This window comes from Pseudomonas sp. E1BtOHC1, assembly GCF_058744285.1.
Genome location: NZ_CP196023.1, coordinates 2,383,867 through 2,408,078, shown reverse-complemented (window position 1 = coordinate 2,408,078; position 24,212 = coordinate 2,383,867). Strand labels below are relative to the sequence as shown.

Annotated in this window: 23 protein-coding genes and 1 tRNA gene; 16 read left to right on the top strand and 8 right to left on the bottom strand. The window is 62.3% G+C overall.

Annotated elements, in window-relative coordinates:
- Window positions 1–16: 16 nt before the first annotated feature.
- Entirely contained in the window at window positions 17–838 is an 822-nt protein-coding gene (locus ACSSVC_RS11085) for an HDOD domain-containing protein (protein WP_346634910.1), read from the top strand.
- Between the two features lie 3 nt (window positions 839–841).
- Here ACSSVC_RS11085 and ACSSVC_RS11080 read toward each other — a convergent pair whose 3' ends face one another.
- Both ACSSVC_RS11080 and ACSSVC_RS11075 read right to left on the bottom strand, forming a co-directional pair.
- Window positions 842–2,227, bottom strand: a complete 1,386-nt coding sequence (locus ACSSVC_RS11080; RefSeq protein WP_346634911.1) for a sensor histidine kinase — start codon at window positions 2,225–2,227, stop codon at window positions 842–844.
- Window positions 2,220–2,891: a response regulator gene (locus ACSSVC_RS11075; protein ID WP_346634912.1), complete on the bottom strand. Its 672-nt coding sequence runs from the start codon at window positions 2,889–2,891 to the stop codon at window positions 2,220–2,222. Before ACSSVC_RS11075 ends, ACSSVC_RS11080 begins: the two co-directional genes overlap by 8 nt.
- Before the next feature lie 235 nt (window positions 2,892–3,126).
- Between ACSSVC_RS11075 and ACSSVC_RS11070 the strand changes: the two genes are divergently transcribed.
- The 5 genes from ACSSVC_RS11070 to ACSSVC_RS11050 all read left to right on the top strand — a co-directional run bounded on the left by ACSSVC_RS11070 (window position 3,127) and on the right by ACSSVC_RS11050 (window position 8,620).
- Window positions 3,127–4,419 (top strand): OprD family porin, encoded by a 1,293-nt coding sequence (locus ACSSVC_RS11070; RefSeq protein ID WP_346634913.1) that lies wholly within the window; start codon window positions 3,127–3,129, stop codon window positions 4,417–4,419.
- A 163-nt stretch (window positions 4,420–4,582) separates the two neighbouring features.
- Entirely contained in the window at window positions 4,583–5,569 is a 987-nt protein-coding gene (locus ACSSVC_RS11065) for a Bug family tripartite tricarboxylate transporter substrate binding protein (RefSeq protein WP_346634914.1), read from the top strand.
- Window positions 5,570–5,627: 58 nt separating this feature from the next.
- Window positions 5,628–6,086: a tripartite tricarboxylate transporter TctB family protein gene (locus ACSSVC_RS11060; RefSeq protein WP_404938571.1), complete on the top strand. Its 459-nt coding sequence runs from the start codon at window positions 5,628–5,630 to the stop codon at window positions 6,084–6,086.
- 1 nt (window position 6,087) lies between these two features.
- Window positions 6,088–7,602 (top strand): tripartite tricarboxylate transporter permease, encoded by a 1,515-nt coding sequence (locus ACSSVC_RS11055; RefSeq protein ID WP_346634916.1) that lies wholly within the window; start codon window positions 6,088–6,090, stop codon window positions 7,600–7,602.
- Window positions 7,595–8,620, top strand: coding sequence for an AbrB family transcriptional regulator (locus tag ACSSVC_RS11050; RefSeq protein WP_492612285.1), 1,026 nt, complete (start codon window positions 7,595–7,597; stop codon window positions 8,618–8,620). The genes ACSSVC_RS11055 and ACSSVC_RS11050 overlap by 8 nt, the downstream gene beginning before the upstream one ends.
- A gap of 71 nt (window positions 8,621–8,691) precedes the next feature.
- On the opposite strand, the gene ung is transcribed toward ACSSVC_RS11050, so the two are convergent.
- On the bottom strand, window positions 8,692–9,384 hold the full coding sequence (gene ung, locus ACSSVC_RS11045) for a uracil-DNA glycosylase (RefSeq protein WP_346634918.1): 693 nt from the start codon (window positions 9,382–9,384) through the stop codon (window positions 8,692–8,694).
- A gap of 133 nt (window positions 9,385–9,517) precedes the next feature.
- Between ung and dspII the strand changes: the two genes are divergently transcribed.
- Window positions 9,518–10,630 (top strand): enoyl-CoA hydratase/isomerase DspII, encoded by a 1,113-nt coding sequence (gene dspII / locus ACSSVC_RS11040; RefSeq protein WP_404938565.1) that lies wholly within the window; start codon window positions 9,518–9,520, stop codon window positions 10,628–10,630.
- A gap of 49 nt (window positions 10,631–10,679) precedes the next feature.
- Here dspII and ACSSVC_RS11035 read toward each other — a convergent pair whose 3' ends face one another.
- Window positions 10,680–11,087, bottom strand: coding sequence for a hypothetical protein (locus tag ACSSVC_RS11035; protein ID WP_346634920.1), 408 nt, complete (start codon window positions 11,085–11,087; stop codon window positions 10,680–10,682).
- A 302-nt stretch (window positions 11,088–11,389) separates the two neighbouring features.
- On the opposite strand from ACSSVC_RS11035, the gene ACSSVC_RS11030 reads away from it, so the two are divergent.
- The 5 genes from ACSSVC_RS11030 to ACSSVC_RS11010 all read left to right on the top strand — a co-directional run bounded on the left by ACSSVC_RS11030 (window position 11,390) and on the right by ACSSVC_RS11010 (window position 15,255).
- Window positions 11,390–12,877, top strand: coding sequence for a sensor domain-containing diguanylate cyclase (locus tag ACSSVC_RS11030; protein WP_492612284.1), 1,488 nt, complete (start codon window positions 11,390–11,392; stop codon window positions 12,875–12,877).
- Complete coding sequence (locus ACSSVC_RS11025) at window positions 12,870–13,088, top strand: cysteine-rich CWC family protein (protein ID WP_102861583.1); 219 nt, start codon at window positions 12,870–12,872, stop codon at window positions 13,086–13,088. Before ACSSVC_RS11030 ends, ACSSVC_RS11025 begins: the two co-directional genes overlap by 8 nt.
- A 33-nt stretch (window positions 13,089–13,121) precedes the next feature.
- On the top strand, window positions 13,122–13,814 hold the full coding sequence (locus ACSSVC_RS11020; RefSeq protein ID WP_346634922.1) for a 16S rRNA pseudouridine(516) synthase: 693 nt from the start codon (window positions 13,122–13,124) through the stop codon (window positions 13,812–13,814).
- A gap of 326 nt (window positions 13,815–14,140) precedes the next feature.
- Window positions 14,141–15,025 carry an alpha/beta fold hydrolase gene (locus ACSSVC_RS11015; RefSeq protein WP_346634923.1) on the top strand — a complete coding sequence of 295 codons (885 nt, stop codon included), beginning with the start codon at window positions 14,141–14,143 and terminating at the stop codon, window positions 15,023–15,025.
- Between the two features lie 156 nt (window positions 15,026–15,181).
- A tRNA-Gly gene (locus ACSSVC_RS11010) sits at window positions 15,182–15,255 on the top strand.
- Window positions 15,256–15,418: 163 nt separating this feature from the next.
- On the opposite strand, the gene ACSSVC_RS11005 is transcribed toward ACSSVC_RS11010, so the two are convergent.
- Window positions 15,419–15,844, bottom strand: a complete 426-nt coding sequence (locus ACSSVC_RS11005; protein WP_492612559.1) for an SMI1/KNR4 family protein — start codon at window positions 15,842–15,844, stop codon at window positions 15,419–15,421.
- Between the two features lie 262 nt (window positions 15,845–16,106).
- On the opposite strand from ACSSVC_RS11005, the gene ACSSVC_RS11000 reads away from it, so the two are divergent.
- Complete coding sequence (locus tag ACSSVC_RS11000) at window positions 16,107–16,835, top strand: class I SAM-dependent methyltransferase (RefSeq protein WP_346634924.1); 729 nt, start codon at window positions 16,107–16,109, stop codon at window positions 16,833–16,835.
- Window positions 16,836–16,860: 25 nt separating this feature from the next.
- Here ACSSVC_RS11000 and ACSSVC_RS10995 read toward each other — a convergent pair whose 3' ends face one another.
- Entirely contained in the window at window positions 16,861–18,636 is a 1,776-nt protein-coding gene (locus tag ACSSVC_RS10995; protein ID WP_346634925.1) for a putative bifunctional diguanylate cyclase/phosphodiesterase, read from the bottom strand.
- Between the two features lie 560 nt (window positions 18,637–19,196).
- Here ACSSVC_RS10995 and ACSSVC_RS10990 point away from each other — a divergent pair.
- Together ACSSVC_RS10990 and ACSSVC_RS10985 are read left to right on the top strand one after the other, a co-directional pair.
- Entirely contained in the window at window positions 19,197–19,484 is a 288-nt protein-coding gene (locus ACSSVC_RS10990) for a hypothetical protein (RefSeq protein ID WP_346634926.1), read from the top strand.
- A 228-nt stretch (window positions 19,485–19,712) separates the two neighbouring features.
- Window positions 19,713–20,087, top strand: coding sequence for a hypothetical protein (locus tag ACSSVC_RS10985; RefSeq protein WP_110595061.1), 375 nt, complete (start codon window positions 19,713–19,715; stop codon window positions 20,085–20,087).
- 77 nt (window positions 20,088–20,164) lie between these two features.
- On the opposite strand, the gene ACSSVC_RS10980 is transcribed toward ACSSVC_RS10985, so the two are convergent.
- A complete protein-coding gene (locus ACSSVC_RS10980; RefSeq protein WP_492612283.1) occupies window positions 20,165–20,701 on the bottom strand; it encodes a GNAT family N-acetyltransferase in 537 nt (178 codons plus the stop codon).
- Between the two features lie 227 nt (window positions 20,702–20,928).
- Here ACSSVC_RS10980 and ACSSVC_RS10975 point away from each other — a divergent pair, with 227 nt between their 5' ends.
- Window positions 20,929–23,085, top strand: a complete 2,157-nt coding sequence (locus tag ACSSVC_RS10975) for a TonB-dependent receptor (RefSeq protein WP_492612282.1) — start codon at window positions 20,929–20,931, stop codon at window positions 23,083–23,085.
- A 107-nt stretch (window positions 23,086–23,192) separates the two neighbouring features.
- On the opposite strand, the gene ACSSVC_RS10970 is transcribed toward ACSSVC_RS10975, so the two are convergent.
- Window positions 23,193–24,203: an Ldh family oxidoreductase gene (locus ACSSVC_RS10970; RefSeq protein ID WP_346634930.1), complete on the bottom strand. Its 1,011-nt coding sequence runs from the start codon at window positions 24,201–24,203 to the stop codon at window positions 23,193–23,195.
- Window positions 24,204–24,212 lie beyond the last annotated feature (9 nt).

Below are 24,212 nucleotides of genomic sequence, written 5' to 3'. Positions count from 1 at the left end.
ACCCTAGAGAACTGAAATGACTGAGCTGGCGGAAAAGGTCCAACAGGATTTGGTGGAGGCCATCGACAATGATGACCTGGTTCTGCCAACCCTACCGGAGGTGGCCATGCAGATTCGCCAGGCCGCCGAAGACCCGGAAATCAGCGTCAGCACCCTGAGCAAAGTGATAGGCCGCGACACCGCGTTGTCGGCGCGACTGATCAAGGTGGTCAACAGCCCACTGTTGCGGGCGGCCCAGGAAGTCACCGACCTGCACACCGCAATCACTCGTCTGGGAGTCAACTACAGCAGCAACCTGGCCATCGGCCTGGTGATGGAGCAGATCTTCAATGCCCGCTCCGAGGTGGTTGCACAGAAAATGCACGATGTCTGGCGCCGCAGCCTGGAAGTGGCCGGGGTCAGCTATGCCCTGTGCCGCAGCTACACCCAGCTCAAGCCCGACCAGGCGGCCCTCGGCGGCCTGGTACACCAGATCGGCGTGCTGCCGATCCTGACCTACGCCGAAGACCACTACGAACTGCTTTCCGACCCGGTCAGCCTCAATCACGTGATCGAACGCATTCACCCGCTGCTGGGGGACAAGCTGCTACGGGTCTGGGAGTTCCCCGAGCAACTGGTGGAAATCCCCGGGCACTACCTGGAATTCAACCGCCAGACCACCGGGATCGACTACGTCGACCTGGTCCAGGTGGCGACCCTGTACTGCCACAAAGACACTGACCACCCTCTCTCGCGTATCGACGCCTTCAGCGTGCCGGCGTTCAAGAAGCTGGGGATCGACCCGGACAACAAGGCCATGTGCAACGATCTGCAAGAATCCCGCTCAATGCTCTACTGATCCTCATCCGGCGATAAAACTCACCCGCACCTTCAGCCCCGAAGGCTCGCCATCGTGCAGACTGATCTGTGCCAGATGGGCGCGACAGATTTCCCCCACGATCGCCAGCCCCAACCCCGAACCGGCCACCTGCTGATTACGCCGGTAAAAACGCTCGAAGACCCGGTCGCGATCCTCCAGGGGAATTCCCGGCCCGTCGTCCTCCACCTCCAGCACCCCCGGCGCCGATACCCGCAGCACCACATTGCCGCCCGACGGCGTGTGGGCCAGGGCGTTGTCCACCAGGTTGCTCAGCAGTTCATTGAGCAGGGTGGGCTCGCCCTTGAGCCACACCGGCTCGTCGGCTTCCAAGGCCAGGGCCACCCCTCTGGCATGGGCCAGGGGCGCCATGGCCATGCCAAGCTCCCGGGCCAGCTGGCTGAGATCGAGCAACTGTGCGCCCCCCTCGGCGATGGCCCGGGCGCCATTTTCCACCCGGGCCAGGGACAGCAACTGATTGGCCAGGTGGGTCAGGCGATCGGTGCCCTGGGCCGCGCTTTCCAGGGTCGTGCGCCAGGTGTCCGGCTCACTGGAGCGCAGTCCCAGCTCCAGGCGGGCCTTGAGTGCCGCCAGCGGTGTACGCAATTCATGGGCGGCCTCGGCAATGAACTGTGCCTGGCGCTCGAACTGCCCCCGCAGGCGTTCGGTAAAATGGTTCAAGGCCCGCACCAGAGGCCACAACTCACGCTGTACCGAAACCAGCGGCAGTGGCCGCAAGTCATCGGGCTGGCGCTCCTCCACCGCACCGCGCAAACGTTCCAGCGGACGTAAGGCGGCACTCACCGCAAACCACACCAGCAGCAACGCCCCAATGGCCAGCATGCCCAGGCGCAGCAAGGTGTCGGCCATCAAACTGCGAGCCATGGCGACCCGCGCCTCGTCGGTCTCCGCCACGCGGATTTCCGCCATGCCGTTCATGTTCGGCTCGCTGACCGCCTTGAGCAGGCTCACCACCCGCACGTTCTGGCCCTGGTAGGTGGCGTCGTAGAAACGCGCCAGAGCCGGATAGTCATCGGTACGCGGAGTACCCGGTGGCGGACCGGGCAAGTTTTCGTAACCGGAGATCAGTTGCTGGTGAATATCGTTGACCTGGTAATAGATGCGCCCGGCGCTGTCGTAGGCAAAGGTATCCAGGGCCACATAGGGCACATTGGCGCTCAGGCTGCCGTCACGCTGGGACAACCCGGCGGCAATGGTCCGTGCCGAGGCCAGCAAGGTGCGGTCATAGGCGGTGTCAGCGGCCTCACGGCCGTTCCAGTAGGCACTCAAGCCGCTGGCCAGCATCAGCACCACCAGCAGCAGAGCCAGGTTCCACAACAACCGCCAGCGCAGGCTGCTGGGCCTATGCATCGCGGCTTTCCAACAGATAACCCAAGCCACGGAACGTCACGATGGCCACCGCATGGCCATCGAGCTTCTTGCGCAGACGGTGGACATAAATCTCGATGGCATCCGGGCTGGCCTCCTCATCCAGGCCAAACACCTGAGAGGCCAATTGCTCCTTGCTCATCACCCGGCCAGGACGGGCAATCAATGCCTCGAGCACGGCCTGCTCGCGGGACGTCAGGGTCAGCAATTCCTCACCCAGGGTGAAGCGCCGGGTATCCAGGTCATAAGCCAGCACGCCGCAACGCTGCTGGCGCTCGCCCCCCAGCACGCTACGGCGCAACAGCGCCTTGACCCGAGCTTCGAGCTCGGTCAGTTCGAACGGTTTGGCCAGGTAATCGTCGGCCCCCAGATTCAGACCATGGACCCGATCCTTGACGTCGCTGCGGGCAGTGAGCATCAGCACCGGTAGGTTCTTGCCCCGGGCCCGCAGGCGCGCCAGCACCTCGAAACCGTCCATGCGCGGCAGGCCGACGTCGAGGATCGCCATGGCGTATTCCTCACTGCCCAGGGCCAGGTCGGCGGCCACGCCATCGTGCAGCACATCCACGGTCAGGCCGGTGCTCTTGAGCGCCTGGGCGACACTTTCGGCCAGTTGCAGATGGTCTTCGACGAGCAGGACTCGCATGTTTTCTTACCTCGTTCCGGGGGGATCGACGCCACTCTTTGGCGCGGAGTGTACCGCCGCAACCGCCGCTGTGAAGCCCGAAAACCGTGAAAGTACGCTGAAAGGTTAGCGAAAGGTTGGCCCTTTAGAGTCCGGCTACGGACAGTCTCGACTGCCCTGGCCTTGACGGCCGCTGATACGCAAAACGCCTTGAAGCGTTTTCGTCAAAATAAGAACAATAACGGAGTACTCCAGGATGCCATCCTCGCACCCTCAGGCTGTCCAGCCCGCGCGTTTTTCCCGTTTGACCCCGACCGCCCTGGCCAGCGCCGCCGCCCTCGCCGGTTTCGCCCCACTCAGCCAGGCCGCCTTCTTCGAAGACAGCAGCGCCACCTTCGAAACCCGCAACATGTACTTCAATCGCGACTTTCGCGACGGCACCAGCGCCCAGCAATCCAAGCGCGATGAATGGGCTCAGGGTTTCATGCTCAACCTGCAGTCGGGCTACACCGAAGGCACCGTGGGTTTCGGCCTGGACGCCCTGGGCATGCTCGGGGTCAAGCTCGACTCCAGCCCCGACCGCACCGGTACCGGCCTGCTGCCGACCCACGACGACGGACGCGCGGCCAACCAGTACTCCAAGCTCGGCCTGACCGGCAAAGTGAAGATCTCCGCCACCGAACTGAAAATCGGCAGCCTGATCCCCGAGCTACCGATCCTCAAGCCCAACGACGGGCGCATCCTGCCGCAGACCTTCGAAGGCGGCCTGCTGACTTCCAAGGAAATCAAGAACCTGACCTTCACCGGCGGCCGCCTGGACAAGGCCAAGGACCGCGACGACAGCAACTACGAGGACATCCGCCTCAACAACAAGAACAGCCGCTTCGCCGGCACCGTGGCCGGCAAGCACTTCAATTTCGGCGGCCTGGATTACAAGTTCACCGACAAGATCACCGGCAGCTACCACTTCGCTCAGCTGGACGATGTCTACAACCAGCACTTCCTCGGCCTGGTAGCCTCCCAGCCCATGGGGCCGGGCACCTTCGGCACCGACCTGCGCCTGGCCATCAGCGACGACCAGGGCCAGGCCCGGGGCGGCAAGATCGACAACAAATCCCTCAACGGCCTGGTGAGCTATGCCCTGAACGGGCATAAACTCAGCGCCGGCTACCAGCACATGTCCGGCGACAGCGCCTTCCCCTACGTGGATGGCAGCGATCCGTACCTGGTGAACTTCGTGCAGATCAACGACTTCGCCGGGGCCGAGGAACGCTCCTGGCAGGCCCGCTACGACTACGACTTCGCCAAGCTGGGAATTCCCGGTCTGAGCTTCATGACCCGCTACCTCAGCGGCGACAACATCGCCCTGAAAAACGGCGACACCGGCAAAGAGTGGGAACGCAACACCGAGGTCAAATACGTAGTGCAAAGCGGCACCTTCAAGGACGTCGCCGTGCGCCTGCGCAACGCCACCTACCGCTCCAACTACTCGGCTCGCGACGCGGATGAAGTGCGCCTGCTGGTGAGCTACAGCGTGGCCCTGTGGTAAGCCACCCGTATCACGCTGCGTCGTAGGAGCTGGCTTGCCAGCGAAGAGGCCCGCAAGCCCTGTACAAAACCAAGGCCTCCTTCGCCGGCAAGCCGACTCCTGCGGAAAAAGGGTCGGGGATGACCCGGACATACCGATAACAACAACTCCTGTGGAGACGTTCATGGACCTTTCACTGCGCAAACTAGCCCTCGCCGCCGGCTGCCTGCTGTTCGCCGGCCAACTGCTGGCTGCGACCGCCGAGCCCAAGCGCCCGGAATGCATCGCACCGGCCTCCCCCGGCGGCGGTTTCGACCTGACCTGCAAGCTGGCGCAAAGCGCCCTGGTCAACGAAAAACTCCTCACCAAGCCGATGCGCGTGACCTACATGCCTGGCGGTGTCGGTGCCGTGGCCTACAACGCCGTGGTGGCCCAGCGTCCCGCCGACGCCGGAACCCTGGTGGCCTGGTCCAGCGGCTCGCTGCTGAACCTGGCCCAGGGCAAGTTCGGCCGTTTCGATGAAAGCGCAGTGCGCTGGCTGGCAGCGGTCGGCACCAGCTATGGGGCCATCGCCGTGAAAAGCGACTCGCCCTACAAGACCCTCGACGATCTGGTCCAGGCTCTTAAGAAAGATCCAAGCAAGGTAGTGATAGGTTCCGGCGGCACCGTGGGCAGCCAGGACTGGATGCAGACCGCACTGATCGCCAAGGCCGCCGGGATCAACCCCCGGGACCTGCGCTACGTCGCCCTGGAAGGCGGCGGTGAAATCGCCACCGCCCTGCTGGGTGGACACATTCAGGTCGGCAGCACCGACATCTCCGACTCCATGCCCCATATCCAGGCTGGCGACATGCGCCTGCTGGCGGTGTTCTCCGAACAGCGTCTGGACGAGCCGGAAATGAAAGACATCCCCACTGCCAAGGAGCAGGGCTACGACATCGTCTGGCCGGTGGTACGCGGTTTCTACCTCGGGCCGAAAGTCACCGACGAGGAATACGCCTGGTGGAAAAATGCCTTCGACAAGCTGCTGGCCTCCGAAGAGTTCGCCAAGCTGCGTGATCAGCGCGAACTCTTCCCCTTCGCCCTCACCGGCCCCGAGTTGGACACCTATGTGAAAAAACAGGTGGCCGACTACAAGACCCTGGCCAAAGAGTTCGGCCTGATCCAGTGACCGACCCTTTCTGACGGCCCGGTCCTCGCGCATCGAGGGCCGCGCCCGGGAGTTAGCCATGCTCGTTCAACGTCTCTTCGCTGCGGTGTTGCTGCTGGCCTGTGCCGGCCTGGCACTGATGGCCTGGCCGTATCAGGCGGCCTTTTCCTACGAACCCGTGGGCCCGCGGGCCTTCCCCTTGCTGATGCTCGGCCTGATGGGCCTGGCCCTGCTGTACATGCTGCTGCGTCCGGCGCCCATCAAGCACAGTGAAGAAGAACCGCCCCTGGACCGGGCAACCCTGAGCAAGATCGCAGTCTGCGTCGCCTTGCTGCTGGTGTTCGCCGGAACCTTCGAACCCCTGGGCTTCATCGTCGCCAGCATCCTCATCGGTGTACCAATGGCACGGCTCTACGGCGGCCGCTGGCTACCGAGCCTGGTGATCATCAGCCTGCTCAGTGTCGGCCTCTACTGGTTGTTCGACCGGGTCATGGACGTACCACTGCCCCTCGGCCTGCTCGACGTTCTGGAGAATTGATATGGATACCCTCAGTTATCTGGGCCAGGGCTTCGGCGTTGCGCTGACCCCCTACAACCTGGTCACCGCCCTGTCCGGCACCCTGATCGGCACCGTGGTCGGCCTGCTCCCGGGCCTGGGCCCGATCAACGGCGTGGCCCTGTTGATCCCCATTGCCTTTGCCCTGGGCCTGCCGCCGGAGTCGGCGCTGATCCTCCTGGCGGCGGTGTACCTGGGTTGCGAATACGGCGGCCGCATCAGCTCGATCCTGCTGAACATTCCTGGCGAAGCCTCCACCGTGATGACCACCCTGGACGGCTACCCCATGGCACGCAAAGGCCTGGCGGGCGTGGCCTTGTCACTCTCGGCCTGGAGTTCGTTCATCGGCGCCTTCATCGCCACCTGCGGCATGGTGCTGTTCGCCCCGCTGCTGGCCAAGTGGGCGATCGCCTTCGGTCCGGCGGAATACTTCGTACTGATGGTGTTCGCCATCGTCTGCCTCGGCGGCATGGCCGGCGATCGACCGCTGAAAACCTTCATTGCCGCGTTGATCGGCCTGTTCCTGTCGGCGGTGGGCATCGACGCCAACAGCGGCGTGTACCGCTTCACCGGAGACAACATCCACCTCACCGACGGCATCCAGTTCGTGGTGCTGGTGCTGGGCCTGTTCTCCATCAGCGAGATCCTGTTGCTGCTGGAGAAGACCCATCGCGGCCAGGAAGCGGTGAAAGCCACCGGCCGCATGATGTTCAACTTCAAGGAAGCGGCCTCGGTGTTCGTGGTGAACATCCGCTGCGGCCTGCTGGGCTTCATCATGGGCGTACTGCCCGGTGCCGGCGCAACCCTGGCCAGCGCCGTGGCCTACATGACCGAGAAGCGCATCGCCGGCGCCAGCGGCACCTTTGGTGAAGGTGACAAGCGCGGCCTGGCGGCCCCTGAAACCGCCATCGGCGCCTCGGCCTGCGGTGCCCTGGTGCCGATGCTGACCCTCGGCGTTCCCGGCTCCGGCACCACGGCGGTGATGATCGGCGCCCTGTCGCTGTACAACATCACCCCCGGCCCGCTGTTGTTCCAGCAGCAGCCGGATATCGTCTGGGGCCTGATCGCCTCCCTGTTCATCGCCAACATCATGCTGGTGATCCTCAACATCCCGATGATCCGCATCTTCACCCGCATCCTCGCCGTACCGAACTGGGCCCTGGTGCCGGTGATCGCGATCATTACCGGGATTGGTGTCTACGCAGTGCACGCCACCACCTTCGACCTGTTCCTGATGGTGGGCATCGGCATCTTCGGCTACATCCTGCGCAAGCTCGACTTCCCGTTGTCCCCGGTATTGCTGGGTTTCATCCTCGGCGGTTTGATGGAACAGAACCTGCGCCGGGCGCTGTCGATCTCCAATGGCGCGCTGGAGATCCTCTGGTCGAGCCCGATCACGGTCGGGGTCTGGGTGTTGACCCTCCTCATGCTGTTCATGCCGCTGCTGCGTATCTGGCGCAAGCGTTCGGCCCAGCAACGTGCCGTGGCCGATGTCTGAAGCCCGCTTCAGACAATGGTGGGGCACGCCCCTGGTGGGCCTGGCTGGCGGTTATCTCGCCAGCCAGATCGGCTGGCCGCTGCCCTGGATGGTCGGCTCGCTGCTGGCGATCATCCTGGTGCGCTGCCTGACGCCCTGGCAATTGGCGGAAATTCCCGGCGGCCGCAAATGTGGGCAATGGGTCGTCGGCATCGGCATTGGCCTGCACTTCACCCCACTGGTGATGGCGCAGGTCATGAGCCACTTTGGCCTGATCTTCTTCGGTGCCCTGGTGACCAGCCTGTCCAGCATGGTCGGAGTCTGGTTGCTGCGGCGTACCGGAGAGGACCGGGCCACTGCATTTTTCTCCAGCATGCCCGGTGGCTCCGGGGAGATGGTCAATCTGGGCGCGCGCAATGGCGCGGTGCTCAGCCGCGTGGCGGCTGGACAGAGCCTGCGAGTACTGACCGTGGTGCTCTGCGTGCCAGCGGCCTTCAAATATCTGCTAGGAGAAGGCACCCCCGCCCTGCATGCCACCACTGTGGACTGGCAGTGGCTGGCCCTGTTGTTTCCGGCGGGCGCGCTACTGGCCTGGATCTGGCAGCGTCTGCGTCAACCCAACCCCTGGTTGTTCGGCCCCTTGCTGCTCAGCGCTACGGTGAGCATCGCCTGGGACCTGCACATTGGCCTGCCCGAGGGCAGCAGTCAGGTGGGCCAATGGCTGATTGGCAGCGGCCTGGGCTGTCACTTCAATCGACAGTTCTTTCGCCGTGCGCCGTCGTTCATGGGACGGACCTTGATCGGCACCGCCCTGACCATGCTGATCGCCGGCCTCGCGGCACTGGGCCTGAGTGTGTTGACCCACCTGGATCTACGCTCGTTGACATTGGGCATGATGCCCGGCGGTATCGCGGAAATGAGCCTCACGGCCGAGACCCTGCAACTGTCGGTGCCACTGGTGACCGCCATGCAGGTGATGAGGTTGTTGTTCGTGCTGTTTCTCGCGGAGCCGTTGTTTCGGCATTGGAACAGGGACTGAGAACCTTGTTCGCCGGCAAGCCGGCTCCTACAGGGAATGCAGGAGCCGGCTTGCCGGCGAAAGGGCCTTGATCATACCGGCGGCAGGCGCCACTCGATGGGCGTCTCGCCGTTCTGCTCAAGGTATTTGTTGGTGCGGCTGAAATGCCCGCAACCGAGAAAGCCGCGGTAGGCCGACAGCGGCGAAGGATGCACCGAGGTCAGCACCAGATGCTTGGTGGCGTCGATCAGCTTCTGCTTGCTCTGGGCGTGAGCCCCCCACAACAGGAACACCAGGTGCGGCTGGTGCTCGCTGACCACTTCGATGATCCGATCGGTGAAGAACTGCCAACCCTTGCCCGCATGGGACGCCGCGTTGGCCCGCTCCACGGTCATGGTGGTGTTGAGCATCAGCACGCCCTGGTCGGCCCAGCTTTGCAGGTAGCCGTGGTTAGGAATGTCGATGTTGAGGTCACGCTTGAGCTCTTTATAGATGTTCACCAGCGAGGGTGGCGCTGGCACCCCGGGCTGTACCGAGAAGCACAAACCGTGGGCCTGACCCGGTCCGTGGTACGGGTCCTGGCCGAGGATCACCACCTTGACCTTGTCCAGCGGCGTCGAGTTCAAGGCATTGAAGATCATCGGACCCGGTGGATAGATTTCCTTGCCGGCGGCATGTTCCTGGCGCAGGAATTCGCGCAGTTCGCCCATGTAGGGCTGCTCGAATTCGGCACGCAGCGCCTCCTTCCAGCTCGGTTCGAGTTTGATACGATCGTCAGCAGTCATGGCCTGGCCCGTGAAAAAAACAATGGCCGCACCCTAGGAAAGCCGACTTCGCTTGTCAATTGATCTGACACAGAACCGGCACTTTCCCTACCAGCGATCATACTGATCGCTCCTATTTCCCCTCGAGGTCACGATGAACCTGCACGTCGAAGAACTCACCGGCACCGATGGCGCACGCATCGCCATTGCCACCCTGGACGCGGAAAAATCCCTGAATGCCCTGTCGCTGCCCATGATCCAGCAGTTGAGCGAGCGCCTCGACGCTTGGGCCAAGGATCCGCAAGTGGTCTGTGTGCTGCTGCGGGGTAACGGCACCAAGGCCTTCTGTGCCGGCGGCGAGGTACGCAGCCTGGCCCAGGCTTGCCTCGATCACCCCGGCGAAGTGCCGGCCTTGGCCGGGCATTTTTTCGCAGCGGAATACCGTCTCGACTATCGCCTGCACACCTACCCCAAACCCGTGATCTGCTGGGGCCACGGCTATGTGCTCGGCGGCGGCATGGGCCTGCTGCAAGGCGCCGGGATTCGTATCGTCACCCCCAGCAGTCGCCTGGCAATGCCGGAAATCAGCATCGGCCTGTATCCCGACGTCGGCGCCAGTTGGTTCCTCTCGCGGATGCCCGGCAAGCTCGGCTTGTTCCTGGGGCTGACCGGCGCCCACATGAATGGCCGCGATGCCCTGGACCTGAACCTCGCCGACCGCTTCCTGCTGGACGAACAACAGGAAGCACTGATCGAGGGGCTGTTGCAGTTGAACTGGCAGGAACAGACACCAAGGCAACTCAACAGCTTGCTCAAGGCCTTGCAGCAGGAAGCATTGGCTCAACTGCCCGACGCCCAATGGCTGCCGCGTCGGCAGCAGATCGATGCCTGGCTGGACGTCAGTGACGTGGCCTGTGCCTGGCGTGCCATCAGCCAGTTGCAGAACCACAGCGATGCTCTCTACAGCCGAGCGGCCAAGACGCTGGTCGAGGGCTGCCCGCTGACCGCGCACCTGATATGGGAGCAGATCCGCCGTGCCCGCTACCTGTCCCTGGCCGAGGTATTCCAGATGGAATACACCCTGAGCCTGAACTGCTGCCGGCACCCGGAATTCGCCGAAGGGGTGCGTGCCCGCCTGATCGACAAGGATCATCAGCCCCATTGGCATTGGTCGGATATCAACAGCGTGCCCGAAGCGGTGGTGGAAGCGCATTTTCACAAGGCCTGGGAAGGCCGCCATCCTCTGGCGGACCTGACGGATTACTAAAAAGCCTGGAGCCGCCGGCAGCGGCTACAGGCTTGTGGCCCACTGGGAATCAATGACCGCGACCGCCTCGCCCATGGTCGCCACGGTCACGATCGCCACGTCCGCCGTGACCGCCCCAATCCCGGTTGCCACCGTTGTTGCCCCAATTGTTGTTGCCCCAGTTGCTGTGGCGATCATGCCCGCCCCAGCCCTGGTTCGGATAAGGTCGGTACACCGCCCGAGGTGGCTGGTAGTAGCGCGGAGCCGGTTGGTAATAACGGGGCGCCGGCTGGTAGTAGCGTGGTGCGTAGTAACTGCGGCCAGTGGAGTAATAGGAAGACCCGCCACCGTAGTAATAGGCAGGCGCGGGGGAACTGTAGACTTCGGAGCTGTAATAGCTTGAACCTCCACCGTAATAAGGGACACACGCGCTAAGACTCAGACCCAGTAATGCAACAAGCAGAAGTCGACGATACATGGCGGCCTCCTGGACCGCGAAGAAGCCACGCCAGCGACGCTGGCAGGCGGCAGCCGACAACAGGCCGACTGACGAAATATCTGACCGCGAAAACCCCTTCTGGTGCGATTTTGGCAACACATTGATACAAGTCCTCGACCGCCGGTAACCGCCTAATCAGGACGACTCGGGACCTGCGCTTCCGGCACCGGAAAAGCCCCATGCCGTGTATCGATTCCGAGACAATTCAGTGCGCTGATGAACGAGTTATTTCCAAGCCGTGCCACTAGAATGAGTCATCGGGCCACTATCACGGAATCGCCATGCCGCTTCGTTCTCCCTTGTATTCGCAACGTTCGCTGGTACTGGCACTGATCACCTTGCTGGGCAGTGGCTTCCTCGCCACCTCCCTGCTCAGCTACTACGCTTCCCGAGACTCGATCCGCGACAGCATCGTCAACACCGAACTGCCCCTGACCTCCGACACCGTGTACTCGGAAATCCAGAAAGACCTGGTACGTCCGGTCCTGATCTCCTCGATGATGGCCCGCGATACCTTCATGCGTGACTGGGTGGTGGCCGGTGAACACAACCCCACCCAGATGACCCGTTACCTCAACGAGGTCATGACCCACTATGAGGCCTACACCGCGTTCTTCGTCTCCAACACCAGCCTCACCTATTACCAGGCCAAGGGCGTGCTGAAGAAGGTCAAGGTCGATGAGCCCCGAGACGCCTGGTACTTTCGCGTACGCGACATGGCCACGCCCTACGAAATCAACGTCGATCCGGACCTGGCCAACCAGGACAAACTGACCTTCTTCATCAACTACAAGGTCTACGACTACCAGGACCGCTTCATCGGGGCGGCCGGAGTGGGCTTGACGGTGGACGCGGTGATCAAGCTGATCGACAAGTACCAGCAGCGCTACCAGCGCAGTGTGTACTTCGTCGACACCTTCGGCCGCATCGTCCTCACCGGCGCCGACGGCGGGCCCCAGGGCGCCCGCAGCGGCCAGTCCCTGCATGACCTGGACAGCCTCAAGGAACTGATGAACCAGCAGCCCAAGCCTCACAGCGGCAGCTATGAGTACTCGACCCAGGGCCAGGGGCACTTTCTCAATGTTCGCTTCATTCCCGAGTTGAACTGGTACCTGTTCGTCGACAAGCGCGAAGACGGCGCCCTCAACAGCATCCGCCAGTCGCTGTACCTGAACCTGCTGATCTGTCTGGTGATTACCAGCATCGTGCTGATCCTGCTCAGCGGCGTGGTGCGCCGCTACCAGCGCAAGATCGAGGCCCAGGCCACCCTCGACAGCCTCACCCGCCTGCCCAACCGCCGCGGCTTCGACCTGTTGGCAGCCCAGGCCCTGCAAGAGGCGCGACGGGACCTGACCCCACTGTGCGCCCTGCTGCTGGACCTGGATCACTTCAAGCGCCTGAACGATACCTACGGCCACCTGGCCGGGGATCTGGTGCTCAGCGGTTTTGCCCGGGACCTGCAGGATTGCCTGCGCCAGTCCGACATCGTCTGCCGCTGGGGCGGCGAGGAGTTCATCGTCCTGCTCAAGGACACCGAGAACAGCGCCGCCCTGGTAATCGCCGAGAAGATCCGCCTGCAGACCGAACAACAGCGCTACTACTATGAAGGGCAGCCTCTGCAACTAACCGTCAGTATCGGCTTGACCGCTCTGCAATCGGAAGACACCCTGCACAGTCTGCTGTCCCGTGCCGACCATGCGATGTACCGCGCCAAGCAGAGCGGACGCAATCGAACCTGTGTGGAAATGCCTCACTCCAGCCATGAATGAACCTGACCTTTGCCCGGCCTGCGGCGCCCGCAACGACTGCACCCTGGCCGACCCGCGGACGGCGGACCAAGCCTGCTGGTGCTACAGCGTGAGCATCGACCCGGCAATCATCGAAGCCTTGCCGCCACAACTGCGCGACCGCTCCTGCCTGTGCCCCCGCTGTGCCGGGGTCGAGGCGCAGTTGCGCGCCGGCACCTTACCGCGCTCCTGAACCTCCTCACCTTGCCCCCAGCCGCCGATCACCATGCGCATTGACCGTTTCCTCAGCAACCTGCCCCGCTTCAACCGTCAGCAGGTGCGCCTGTTGCTGGTGCAACGACGCATCCGCATCGACGGCCAGCCAGTGAGCGACCCCAAGGCCGAGGTTCGGGAGTTCAGTCGTGTCGAGCTGGATGAGGAAGTGCTCCAGAGCGGCAAGCCGGCGCGCTATTTCATGCTGCACAAACCCATGGGCTGCGTCAGCGCCACCCGAGACCCCGAGCACAAAACCGTGCTGGAGCTGATCCACGAGCCGGACCCTCAGGAACTGCACATCGCCGGGCGCCTGGACTACAACACCACCGGACTGATGCTGATCACCAACGACGGCAGTTGGTCGCGACGCTTGACCCAGCCGCAGACCAAGTTGCCCAAGCTGTACTACGTGGAGACCGAAGCGCAGATTGGCCCCGAGTACATCGAGACCTTCGCCCAGGGCCTGTATTTCGCCTTCGAGGACCTCACCACCCTGCCCGCGCAGTTGCAGATCCTCGGCCCCCGCAGCGCCAGACTGAGCATCGTCGAGGGGCGCTATCACCAGGTCAAACGGATGTTCGGTCACTTCAACAACAAGGTTGTGCGCCTGCACCGCGAACGCATGGGACCACTGGTGCTGGATAAATGCCTTGCCCCCGGCGAATACCGCCCCCTCAGCGCAGACGAAATCCGCCTGATCTGATGCCCCCTGCCCTCTGAATGACCGCTGGGCAGAAGCTGTCGAACAATTTGTCCAATGCACTTGCAGGTTCCCGGTTGCCCTGCTTGAATCAGTCCGTCGGCCGAAATGTGACCGACGAGTCACCAACACATATCTAAGAAACCTTTTGCCGGCCTGAGCCCTGCCTGCTCTGCATTCAACCCGGTAAATCGCCCGCCTATAACAACACCCGTCGACCTGCATTACCGGATCGACATGGGCTCCCATTCCAGGCGTATGCCTACCTGTCACATTGCCCGTGCACACTCAATGTTGCGCGCATACCCGCTTGCCAGGAGTCTTATGACATGAGGCCAGAAATCGCTGTGCTGGATATACAGGGTCAGTATCGGGTTTACACGGAGTTCTATCGCGCAGATGCCGCAGACAAGACCATCATTCTGGTCAACGGCTCGATGGCCACCACTGCGTCATTTGCCCAGACCGTGAAGAACCTGCACCCGCAATTCAACGTGGTGCTCTACGACCAGCCCTACGCGGGACGGTCCAAGGCCCACAACAGGCACGAACGGATGCTCACCAAGGAAGTGGAGGGGCAGATCCTGCTGGAGTTGATCGAGCACTTCGCCGCCGAGCATGTGCTGTCGTTCTCGTGGGGCGGCGCCGCGGCCTTGCAGGCCCTGTCCCAGTGTCCACGACGCATCGAAAAGGCGGTGATCAGCTCGTTCTCGCCGGTGATCAACGAACCCATGCGCGACTACCTGGAGCGCGGCGTCGACTACCTTGGCAGCCTCGACCGCCATCGCGTCGGTCACCTGGTCAACGACACCATCGGCAAGCACCTGCCATCGCTGTTCAAGCGTTTCAACTATCGCCACGTCAGCAGCCTGGCGGAGCACGAGTACGGGCAGATGCACTTCCACATCAGCCATGTGCTCAACGGCGATCGCCAGTGCTACTTGCGGGCGGCGAAGAACATCCAAGTACCGGTGCTGTTCATCAACGGTGAATGGGACGAATACACCTCGGCCCACGACGCCCGTCTGTTCGCCAACCACGTGCAGCATTCAAGCTTCAGCACCATCCAGGCCACCGGGCATTTTCTCGATATGGAACACAAGGCAGCCTGCCGCGACAGTCGCCAGGCACTCATGGGTTTCCTCAAGCCAACTCAGTACGACAACCGCTCGCGTCCACACTATGTTCAGGATCAGCATGCACGAGCCATCTGAAACCCCGTCGCCACAGGCCGTCACCCCGTCTTGAAAAACCCTGTTTTTCCTGGCGCGTGACGCACCTGTGGCGACCTCAACCGACACGCAAGCACAAGTCAGATAAAGAAAAACTTCAAATCCCCGGCCACATCTGGTACAAAGTCAGCCGTTCGAGCGGGTGTCGTATAATGGCATTACTCCAGCTTCCCAAGCTGATAACGAGGGTTCGATTCCCTTCACCCGCTCCACTTCCCCAATCTGCGGGCTCGCGCAGATATCTGTAGTAGCTTCTCAAGTCGTTAACTCAAACGATCTCCTCCCCCCCAGCAGCAAACCTGGCGAATCAAGCCCAAGCCTCGTGCAGATGATTGGGGCGCCGCTGTTTAAGCACCGACCTTTGCCAAGAGCGCATCAGCCTGATGCCTGGCACTGCCGATCAGGATTGGCCAAGAAGGCCGCATAGCCATCCGCAACGACGCAGGTTCGGCCCGTCTCATGGGACCAGAGCACCACGACCGGCTCACCGGTATCACCCAGTACGGCGTAATCGAAGCAGTAATAGTCGCCCGTGCCAAATTGAGCGAACGGCAGCAGGCTGGAGAAGTCGAGCGCGATGTCGGAGAAGGTGTCTTGCCAGGCCTGCCAGCCCTGCTCGAAATGCCGGACTATCGACTCCCAGGTCTTGCGGGGATCACGCGCATCAAAGACAGGAAATACTTCCAGCCCCCCCAGCGCCTTGCCGTTGTGCTCCAGAAGCCAGTCCACGAACGACCTGGGCAAGGTTCGCCCCAATGCCATCTCGGCAGCATGAATAGCCTCTACTGTCGTGCCTATCACTCTCGCTTTGCCCAAGATTCCTCGCTTAGGGTACAGACCCGGGTTCGGGGGATTCGATTGGCCCTTACAGACGATCACCCACCGGTATCGGTTGGGTTGGTGTCGATGACGACGCTGATCGTTTGAGGCGTGGCGCACGATAATGCATAACCCACACTGAGTGAAAATCCGCCGTCACAGGGTCAGAGGAAAACCCTCAGCCGCATCTTTTGTATGGTCCGCCCGACACCACGGCTGCACACGAACCTGAAGGAAACGCTACATGACCCAGAACATTTACGACGATCCGACCTTTTTTCAGGGCTACAGCCAGATGGGCCGCTCCCTCGGCGGCCTGGATGCGGCACCGGAATGGCCGGCCCTGCAGGCACTACTGCCTGCCATGAACGGGCTCAAGGTGGTGGACCTGGGCTGCGGTTATGGCTGGTTCAGCCGCTGGGCCAGCGAACAGGGAGCCCAGCAGGTACTGGGCCTGGACGTTTCGCAAAAGATGCTGGCGACCGCTCGCGCCAGCACCTCGGCACCCAACATCGATTATCAGCGGGCCGACCTGGAACACCTGAGCCTGCCCACCTGCCGCTTCGACCTGGCCTACAGCTCCCTGGCCCTGCACTACATCAAGGACTTGCGCGGGTTGTTCACCCAGGTCCATGCCGCCCTGGTACCCGGGGCGCGTCTGGTGTTCTCCATCGAGCACCCGATCTTCATGGCTCCGCGCAACCCGGGTTGGCGGGTGGATGACCAGGGCCGCAAGTCCTGGCCGCTGGACAGCTACCAGCAGGAAGGCGAGCGGGTAACCCATTGGCTGGCGGAAGGCGTGATCAAGCAGCACCGGACCCTGGGCACCCTGCTCAACACTCTGATCGACACAGGGTTCAGCATTCGTCATGTCGAAGAGTGGGGCCCCACGGCGCAGCAGGTGCTTCAGCAACCGGCGCTGGAAGAAGAGCGGGAACGGCCAATGATGCTGCTGGTGGCTGCCCAGCGTTGAGGCAGCCATCGCCCTTAGCAGGCGTCTAGATGCCACCCTGCAACGGAAAACGCCGGGCCCCGCTGCGAGCGAGGAATTTTTCCTGAGCCATGGGCCGGGCCAGGAAATAGCCCTGGGCTTCGTCGCAGCCAAAGGCCCGCAGCATCTGCAGGCATTTGAAACTCTCGATACCCTCGGCCACGGTGCGATAGCCCAGCTCCCTGGCCAGGGCGATGACCGAACGGGTGATCTTCTGGTGCTGGGCGCTGCTCTCAAGGTCCGTGACCATGGACTTGTCGAGTTTCACCACATTGGCGGGAATCTGATGCAGGTAGGCGAAGTTACTGTAGCCGGTACCGAAATCATCGATGGCCACGTCCATGCCCAGGCCACGTATCTTGCTCAACTGATCCAGCACCCTTGGGTTGGAACGCAGCCAGGCACCCTCAGTGATCTCCACCTCCAGGCGCCGAGGATCGATACGGTGACGCAGGCAGGCATCCCTGAGCACATCGGCAATGTCCTGGTCCTCGAAATCCTGGGGGGACAGGTTGATCGACAGGCGCTGTACATCGCTGGAGCCCCAGCTGTGCAGCCTCTCAAGCACCGCGTTGATCACCCAATGGGTCACCCGGTGGATCAAGGCGTTACGCTCCATGACCGGAATGAATTCCGCCGGGGAAACCGGTCCCAGCCAGGGATGATCCCAGCGGATCAGTGCCTCGGCGCTGACCTGGGCACCGTCGGGCAGGGCAAAGCGCGGTTGGAACATCAGGTAGATCTGTCCGCTGTCGAGGGCTTCGCTGATGTCCGAGGCCAAGTTGAAGGCACGTCGATAGGCCTGATCCCGCACCACGTCATAGGGCGCCCAGGTGCTGCGCTTCAAGGCCGCCAGCTCCAGGGCGAACATGGCTTTGCGCAGCACGTCCGGCACCGCATCGCGGTCCGTGGAGAACTCCACGGTGCCCGCACATACCCCCGGAATCATCGGCAGCTCAAGGCCCGGCGGCTGGCGCCGCAAACGCCGCACCAGCCCTTCGAGAAAACGTTCGATGCCCGGCGCTGCCGGTAGCAGGAAGCCAAAACGCTTGACCGAGACGTGATACACCCGCACATGCCGTCCCAGGTAGGCGAGCAGTTGCTGGGCCAGAAAGCGCACGATGATTTCGAACGGAGCCATGCCCATGGCCAGGGTCAGCTCGTGAGCCACGGTCATGTCCACCGCATCCACCAGCACCAGCACGCGCTTTTCGCCAGGATGCTGTTCCGCCAGGTCGTACAGGTCGCTCTGGAATTGTTCCCGATTGGGCAGACTGCTGACTGGATCGCGACGGGTCTGGCGCTGACGCTGTTCGATCTGCTCCATCACCAGGGACGCCAGATCCCGCAGTTGCTGGCGTTCAATGGCATTCAAGCGCTGGGGCTGTTTATCGATGACGCACAAACTGCCGATGGCGTGGCCAGTGGACGTGATCAGCGGCGCGCCGGCATAAAAGCCGATGCACGGATCTTCGGTAACCAGCGGATTGGCATGAAAGCGCACATCCCGGCGGGCGTTTTCCACTTCAAACACATCACCGGACTTGATGGTGTAGGCGCAGAACGATTGATCGATAGGGGTCTGCTCGGCGACAAAACCCACTCGCGACATGAACCACTGGCGGTCCCGATCCACCAGGGTGATCAGGGCCGTGGGTACCTTGAAGTATTCCGCCGCCAGACGACAAATACGATCGAAACGCTCGCAACGAGCCGTGTCCAGCAGCTCCAGGGCATACAGGGCAGCCAGGCGCTGCTCCTCGGCCAACGCCTTATCGGGCATACCGCGCCTCAGGCAGGATCAACACACTCATCAGAAAACCTATCTCAGCATCGCAGGGGGAAAACGCCACCTGGAAACGGGCCGCGCCCAAAGTAGTGGCATTACGACATCCATCGACAGCATGACGCAGTGACTAGTGCTTGCCAATTCCATCCGTCGGACGAACGGTATTTCCCTGGAAAATTTATCGCGACCTTGAAAGGACCGGTCCAGAGCGCTTGCGCCCAATGACAAAGAGACCTTGCCGGCTATTGCACCCTGTTCCAGCCGCCCTCTGCAACCCCTGGCAGATCGGCAGGTGCGCACCTTGCGAGGACAAAAAAAGCGATCCGCAGATCGCTTTCTTTGTTACTGCATCACAAGGCCGGTTCCAGCGTCCCGACCTCCTTGCCCCCTTGTCACTACCCTGCTCCTGCCGGGCGTCCGAACCTTTTAACAGTCTGCGACTGTCTGCTGGCTGAACCTGCCGGCGACAAGCGTGAAAATTCATGACTAGGCCCTTGCCAAGCAGAAGCAAAGCCGGAACCATGCGCCGCCCTGCCCACGGATGGAGCCGTACCATGAAAAAACTCGTCTTCCTGCTGTTCGTCGGCCTGCTGGTGGTACTCAACGTCGGCTACTACACCGAGCTGGAAGAAGCTGAGACCCACACCCGCTGGTTTATCAAACAGTCCCCGACTCTGCGCCTGGAGTTCTTCAATATCCACGCCAATGACGGCGATTACCGGCGCGTGGAAAAACTCACCCCCGAGTACCGGCAGATGATCATCGACTACTGCAAGTACCGTTTGGGCATCGATACCCAAGTCACTACCCAGGCCGACGTGGAGCGTTGCGCAAAGCTCTGACCCCTCCCCTTCTGCACGCCCCCCGTTCTTTGGTACTCGTCTCATGTCGACCGGGCCAGCCCCTGGCTATGGTCGCGACAACACCCCTGCCCAAGGCCCCGGGGAGCCCTGCGCCCGCCCTTGGTCCAGGGGTGCTATGGTGGTCGGCTGCCCTGCGTGCCAGGGCTCACTGGAGGAGTGCGACGCTGAACGCCTGGTCGTGAAGCTTGAGGAGGTCACTGAATAGATATGTGCAACGCCAAAGATATTTATACCGCGGGTTGGATTCTGGTGGTCATGTCCGGACTGGTGTCCCTGGTGATCCAGGTTTACCTGGGTTATTTCAAGATCGATGACATGGTCAAGTACCTGGCCCGCTGCCGGGTCATCGCCATTCGCATGCCGCTGCTGGGCAAGGACCCCCTCAGCCGTCTGTGCATGCTGGTGTGCATTGGCGGGATGTTCGCCATGCCCCACCTCTTTCTGCGCAATGGCGGCATGGATGTACGGGACTACAAGAACTTCCCCCTGGGCCTGAAATGGCTGATCAATCTGTTCCAGCTGTCAGCCCTGGCCGCAGTCATCGCCTTCCTGGTGCTGTGGTGGGTCAGCCGTCACCTTTGACCGGCAACTGACCGGCAACGGCCTTCATTGCGGGGTGCCACAGGACGGCGCCCCGTCTCCCCATCGCTAGCAGCCCTTCAACCGGTGGCAGACAGCTGAAGAAAATCCTCACGGGTCATTTCGAAAAAACGGCTTGGCAGCCCTTCAAATTCGCCGTCGTGAGTGAAACGAAAACCTATCTTGCGAGCCACCGCCAACGAGGCGCCATTATCGATGTGAGCATCAGCGACAATCCGCTCGACCTCCGGGTCGGCAAAGGCGTGCTCGACAATGCGCCTGGCGGCCTCAGAGGCAACCCCCCGGCCCCAGGCACGCCGCACCAGACGCCAGCCCATCTCCAGCTCGGGGCCCACGGCGTCGAACGGAATGAACGAGACCCAGCCCAGAAAATCGTTCGGGGCCTCCTTGGCGAAGATCGCCCAATAACCGCATCGCTCACCAAAGTCCTGGGTCATGCGCGACTGCAGGAAATCCCGATGCCATTGCCCACCGTCCCAGATCCCCGGAGTGAAGCGCGTGACTTCAGGGTCCAGGTCCATGCGCAAGCAGGCCTCGAAGTGTTCGAGCGTGCGTGGACGCAATATCAGGTTGGGGGTTTCGAAGTGCAGATTCATCCGTGATCTCCTGGGTTGATGGTCGACCATGAAACAGCGGTGGGCGGAAAAAGAAAACAGCCCGCCGCAAGAAACACGTCGCTCCGCACAGCAGACCCGATCAAGCCCCCTCACCTCGTATACAGCCACGCATACACTTTTCGACACCATTGTTCAGAACTATCTGATTGAATGATAATGATTATCTAATGAGAATCGCTTCCAAATAAAACGGAGGCTCTATCTCAATGTCCAGTCCCGCCCGCCCACAACCCTGGAAGTTGTGGTCCACCTCTCTCGGTCTGATGGCCCTCAGCGAAGCCAGCCTGGGAGCCACTCCTGAAGACACCAAACGTCCCACCGAGGCGACTCCTGTCACCCTGGCCCCGACCCATGTGCAGGGGGTGCATCAGCCTGGCTACAAGCGCGATGCCTCGGACTCGGTGAAGTTCACCGCGCCACTGCGGGAAACGCCGAAGTCGGTGACCATCATCACCGACACCCTGATGCAGGAACGTGCGGTGTCGACCCTGACCGACGCCTTGCGCACCACCCCGGGCATCACCTTCGGCGCCGGGGAAGGCGGAACGCCGCTGGGGGATCGCCCCTTCATCCGCGGCTTCGAGGCCAGCACCGACATCATGATCGACGGCATCCGCGATGTCGGCCGGATGAACCATGAAGTCTTCAACTACGAGCAGATCGAGATCGTCAAAGGCCCGGGTTCGGCCTACTCGGGACGCGGTTCCACCGGTGGCACCATCAACCTGATCAGCAAGGTGCCGCAACAGGAGAACTTCGTCGCCGGCAACCTGACCCTGGGCACCGATCATCAGCGCCGCAGCACCCTCGACCTCAACCAGTACCTGCCCGAACAGAACATGGCCCTGCGTCTGAACGCCATGAAGCACGAAGCCGACACCCCGGGGCGGGACAACGTCGAAGTCAGCCGCTGGGGCCTGGCACCGAGCTTCTCCTTCGGCCTGGGCACCGAGACCCGCGGCACCTTGAGCTACTACCACATGCAGACCGACGACATGCCCGACCAGGGCATTCCGGTGTCGGAAATCAGCGGCAAGCCGGTCAAGGTCGATCGGGACAATTTCTACGGTCTCACCAAGCGCGACTTCCGCAAGACCTCGGCAGACCTCGCGACCTTGCAGCTGGAACATGATTTCAATGAGCACCTGACCCTGCGCAACACCACCCGCCAGGGCCGCAGCATGCAGGACTACATCATGAGCCGGCCGATCGCCTCGGCGGCGCAGGAGCGGGCGAACACCGTGCAACGTACCGCTCGCGGGCGCAACGTGAGCAACACCTCGCTGATCAACCAGACCGATATCTTCGGCAAGTTCGACACAGGGACCATCGGCCACAGCTACAGCGCCGGCCTGGAGTTTTCCCGGGAACGGATCGACGTCAAGAATCGCTACGGCAACTCCCGCAGTGCCGATCTCGGCGACCTGAACCAGCCCAATCCCAAGGACCCGTTCACCCCGATACCACGGGGCAACGGCCAGCACACCGCCACCAAACACAACAACCGTGCCGTCTACGTGATGGACACCCTGGCCCTGCACGAACAATGGGACCTGAACCTGGGTGTGCGCTATGACGCCTATCACGTCAGGGACCCCAGCCAAAGCAACCGCAGCAATATGTGGACCTACCAAAGCGGCATCGTCTTCAAGCCCCTGCCCTACGGCAGCATCTACCTGTCCTACGGCACCTCGTTCAACCCTTCGGGCGAAACCGCCGGGCAGTCGGGCGGCGCCGATGGTGCAGCGGGCGGACGGCTCAGCAACCTGGACCCGGAAAAGAGCCGCAGCCTCGAACTGGGCACCAAATGGGACCTGCTCAACGAGCGCCTGGCCCTGACCGCAGCCGTGTTCAAGACCGAGAAGACCAACGCCCGGACCTACGACCCGATCAGCAACGAAGTGACCCTGGATGGCGATGTCGAAGTGAAAGGTTTTGAAGTCGGTGCCACTGGTCACCTCACCGATCAATGGGAGCTGATGGCGGGCTACACCTACCTGGATGCCAAGACCGTCAAGTACGCGTCAGGCAGGAACACCGACTTCAACGGCAACCAGATGAAGTTCATCGCCCCCAATAGCGCCTCGGTCTGGAGCACCTACATGCTCACCGACCGCCTGAAAGTCGGTGCCGGCGCCAACTATGTGGGCGAGCGCTACACCAACGACGAAAACACCCGCAGCCTCGATGCCTACTGGCGCTACGACGCCATGCTGGCCTATCGGGTGAACAAGAACCTGGACCTGCAGTTCAACGTCCTCAACCTCACCGACGCGACCTACTACGACGCCTCCCACGTCGGCATGTTCGCCATCGTCGCTCCGGGCCGTTCTGCCGAGCTGGCGGCCAACCTGCGTTTCTAAGGGCTTGCCCTCTTCGCCGGCAATCCGGCTCCTACGGAGGTTGTAGGAGCCGGCTTGCCAGCGAAGGCGTCACATGAACCCAGTCCCTGCCCGCCGGCAAACACCCCCTAAAGCAAACGCCGGATCTCCTCCAGCAACTCCCGAGGAATCTGCACCCCGTGCTCCAGGCTGCGCGCCCGCGCCTCGAACCTGCGCTGGGACGGCAACCGCGCACCATCCCGGGCAATCCCTGCGAACAAGCCCTCCGCCCGCTCCAGTCCCGCTTGATACCCCTGCCCCAGAAACACCTGGGGATCGAACGCCAGCACCAGCTCACCATGACAAGGCGTAGCCCCGACGCCCTCATCGAAGGCCATGGATTCCACACTGGTGAGGTCGCCAATCAGGGCCCCGGCCAACAATTCGATCATCGCTGCCAAGGCCGAGCCCTTGTGTCCGCCAAAGGTCTGCATGGCACCGCGCAATGCAGCCTTGGCATCCGTGGTGGGCTCGCCGTCGGCATCGATGGCCCAGTGCCCGGGAATCGGCTTGCCCTGGCGTGCATGCAACTCGATGTCGCCGCGGGCGATGGCGCTGGTGGCGAAGTCGAAAACAAAAGGATCGCCCCCCGGTCGCGGCCAGGCAAAGGCCAGGGGGTTGGTGCCGAATACCGGGTGCCGGCCACCGGCCGGAGCCACCCAGCTGTGACTGGGGTTCATCGCCAGGCCCACCAGCCCGGTGGCGGCAATCGCCTCGACCTCGGGCCACAGGGCGGAAAAGTGGAAACAGCGCTTGATCACCATGGCGGCGATCCCCTGGCTGCGGGCCTTTTCCGCCAGGACCGGCAAGCCAGTGTGGAAACCCAGCAAGGAATAGCCGTAATGGGCATCCACTTCCAGCACCCCGGGCGAGACATGCCGTAAGCTGGGCTCGGCCCGGGGGTCGATCTTGCCTTCGCGCACCGAGCGCACGCAGCCCAGCAGGCGATACACCCCGTGGGAATGGCATTCGTCACGCTGGCCCTGGGTGATGACCTCGGCGATCGCCCGACTGTGAGCGTCGGACAGGCCATGTCGGCTGAGCACCTGGAAAGACAGGCGGCGGACTTCGTCCAGTGACAGGGTGATGTATTCAGACATGGTGGAACC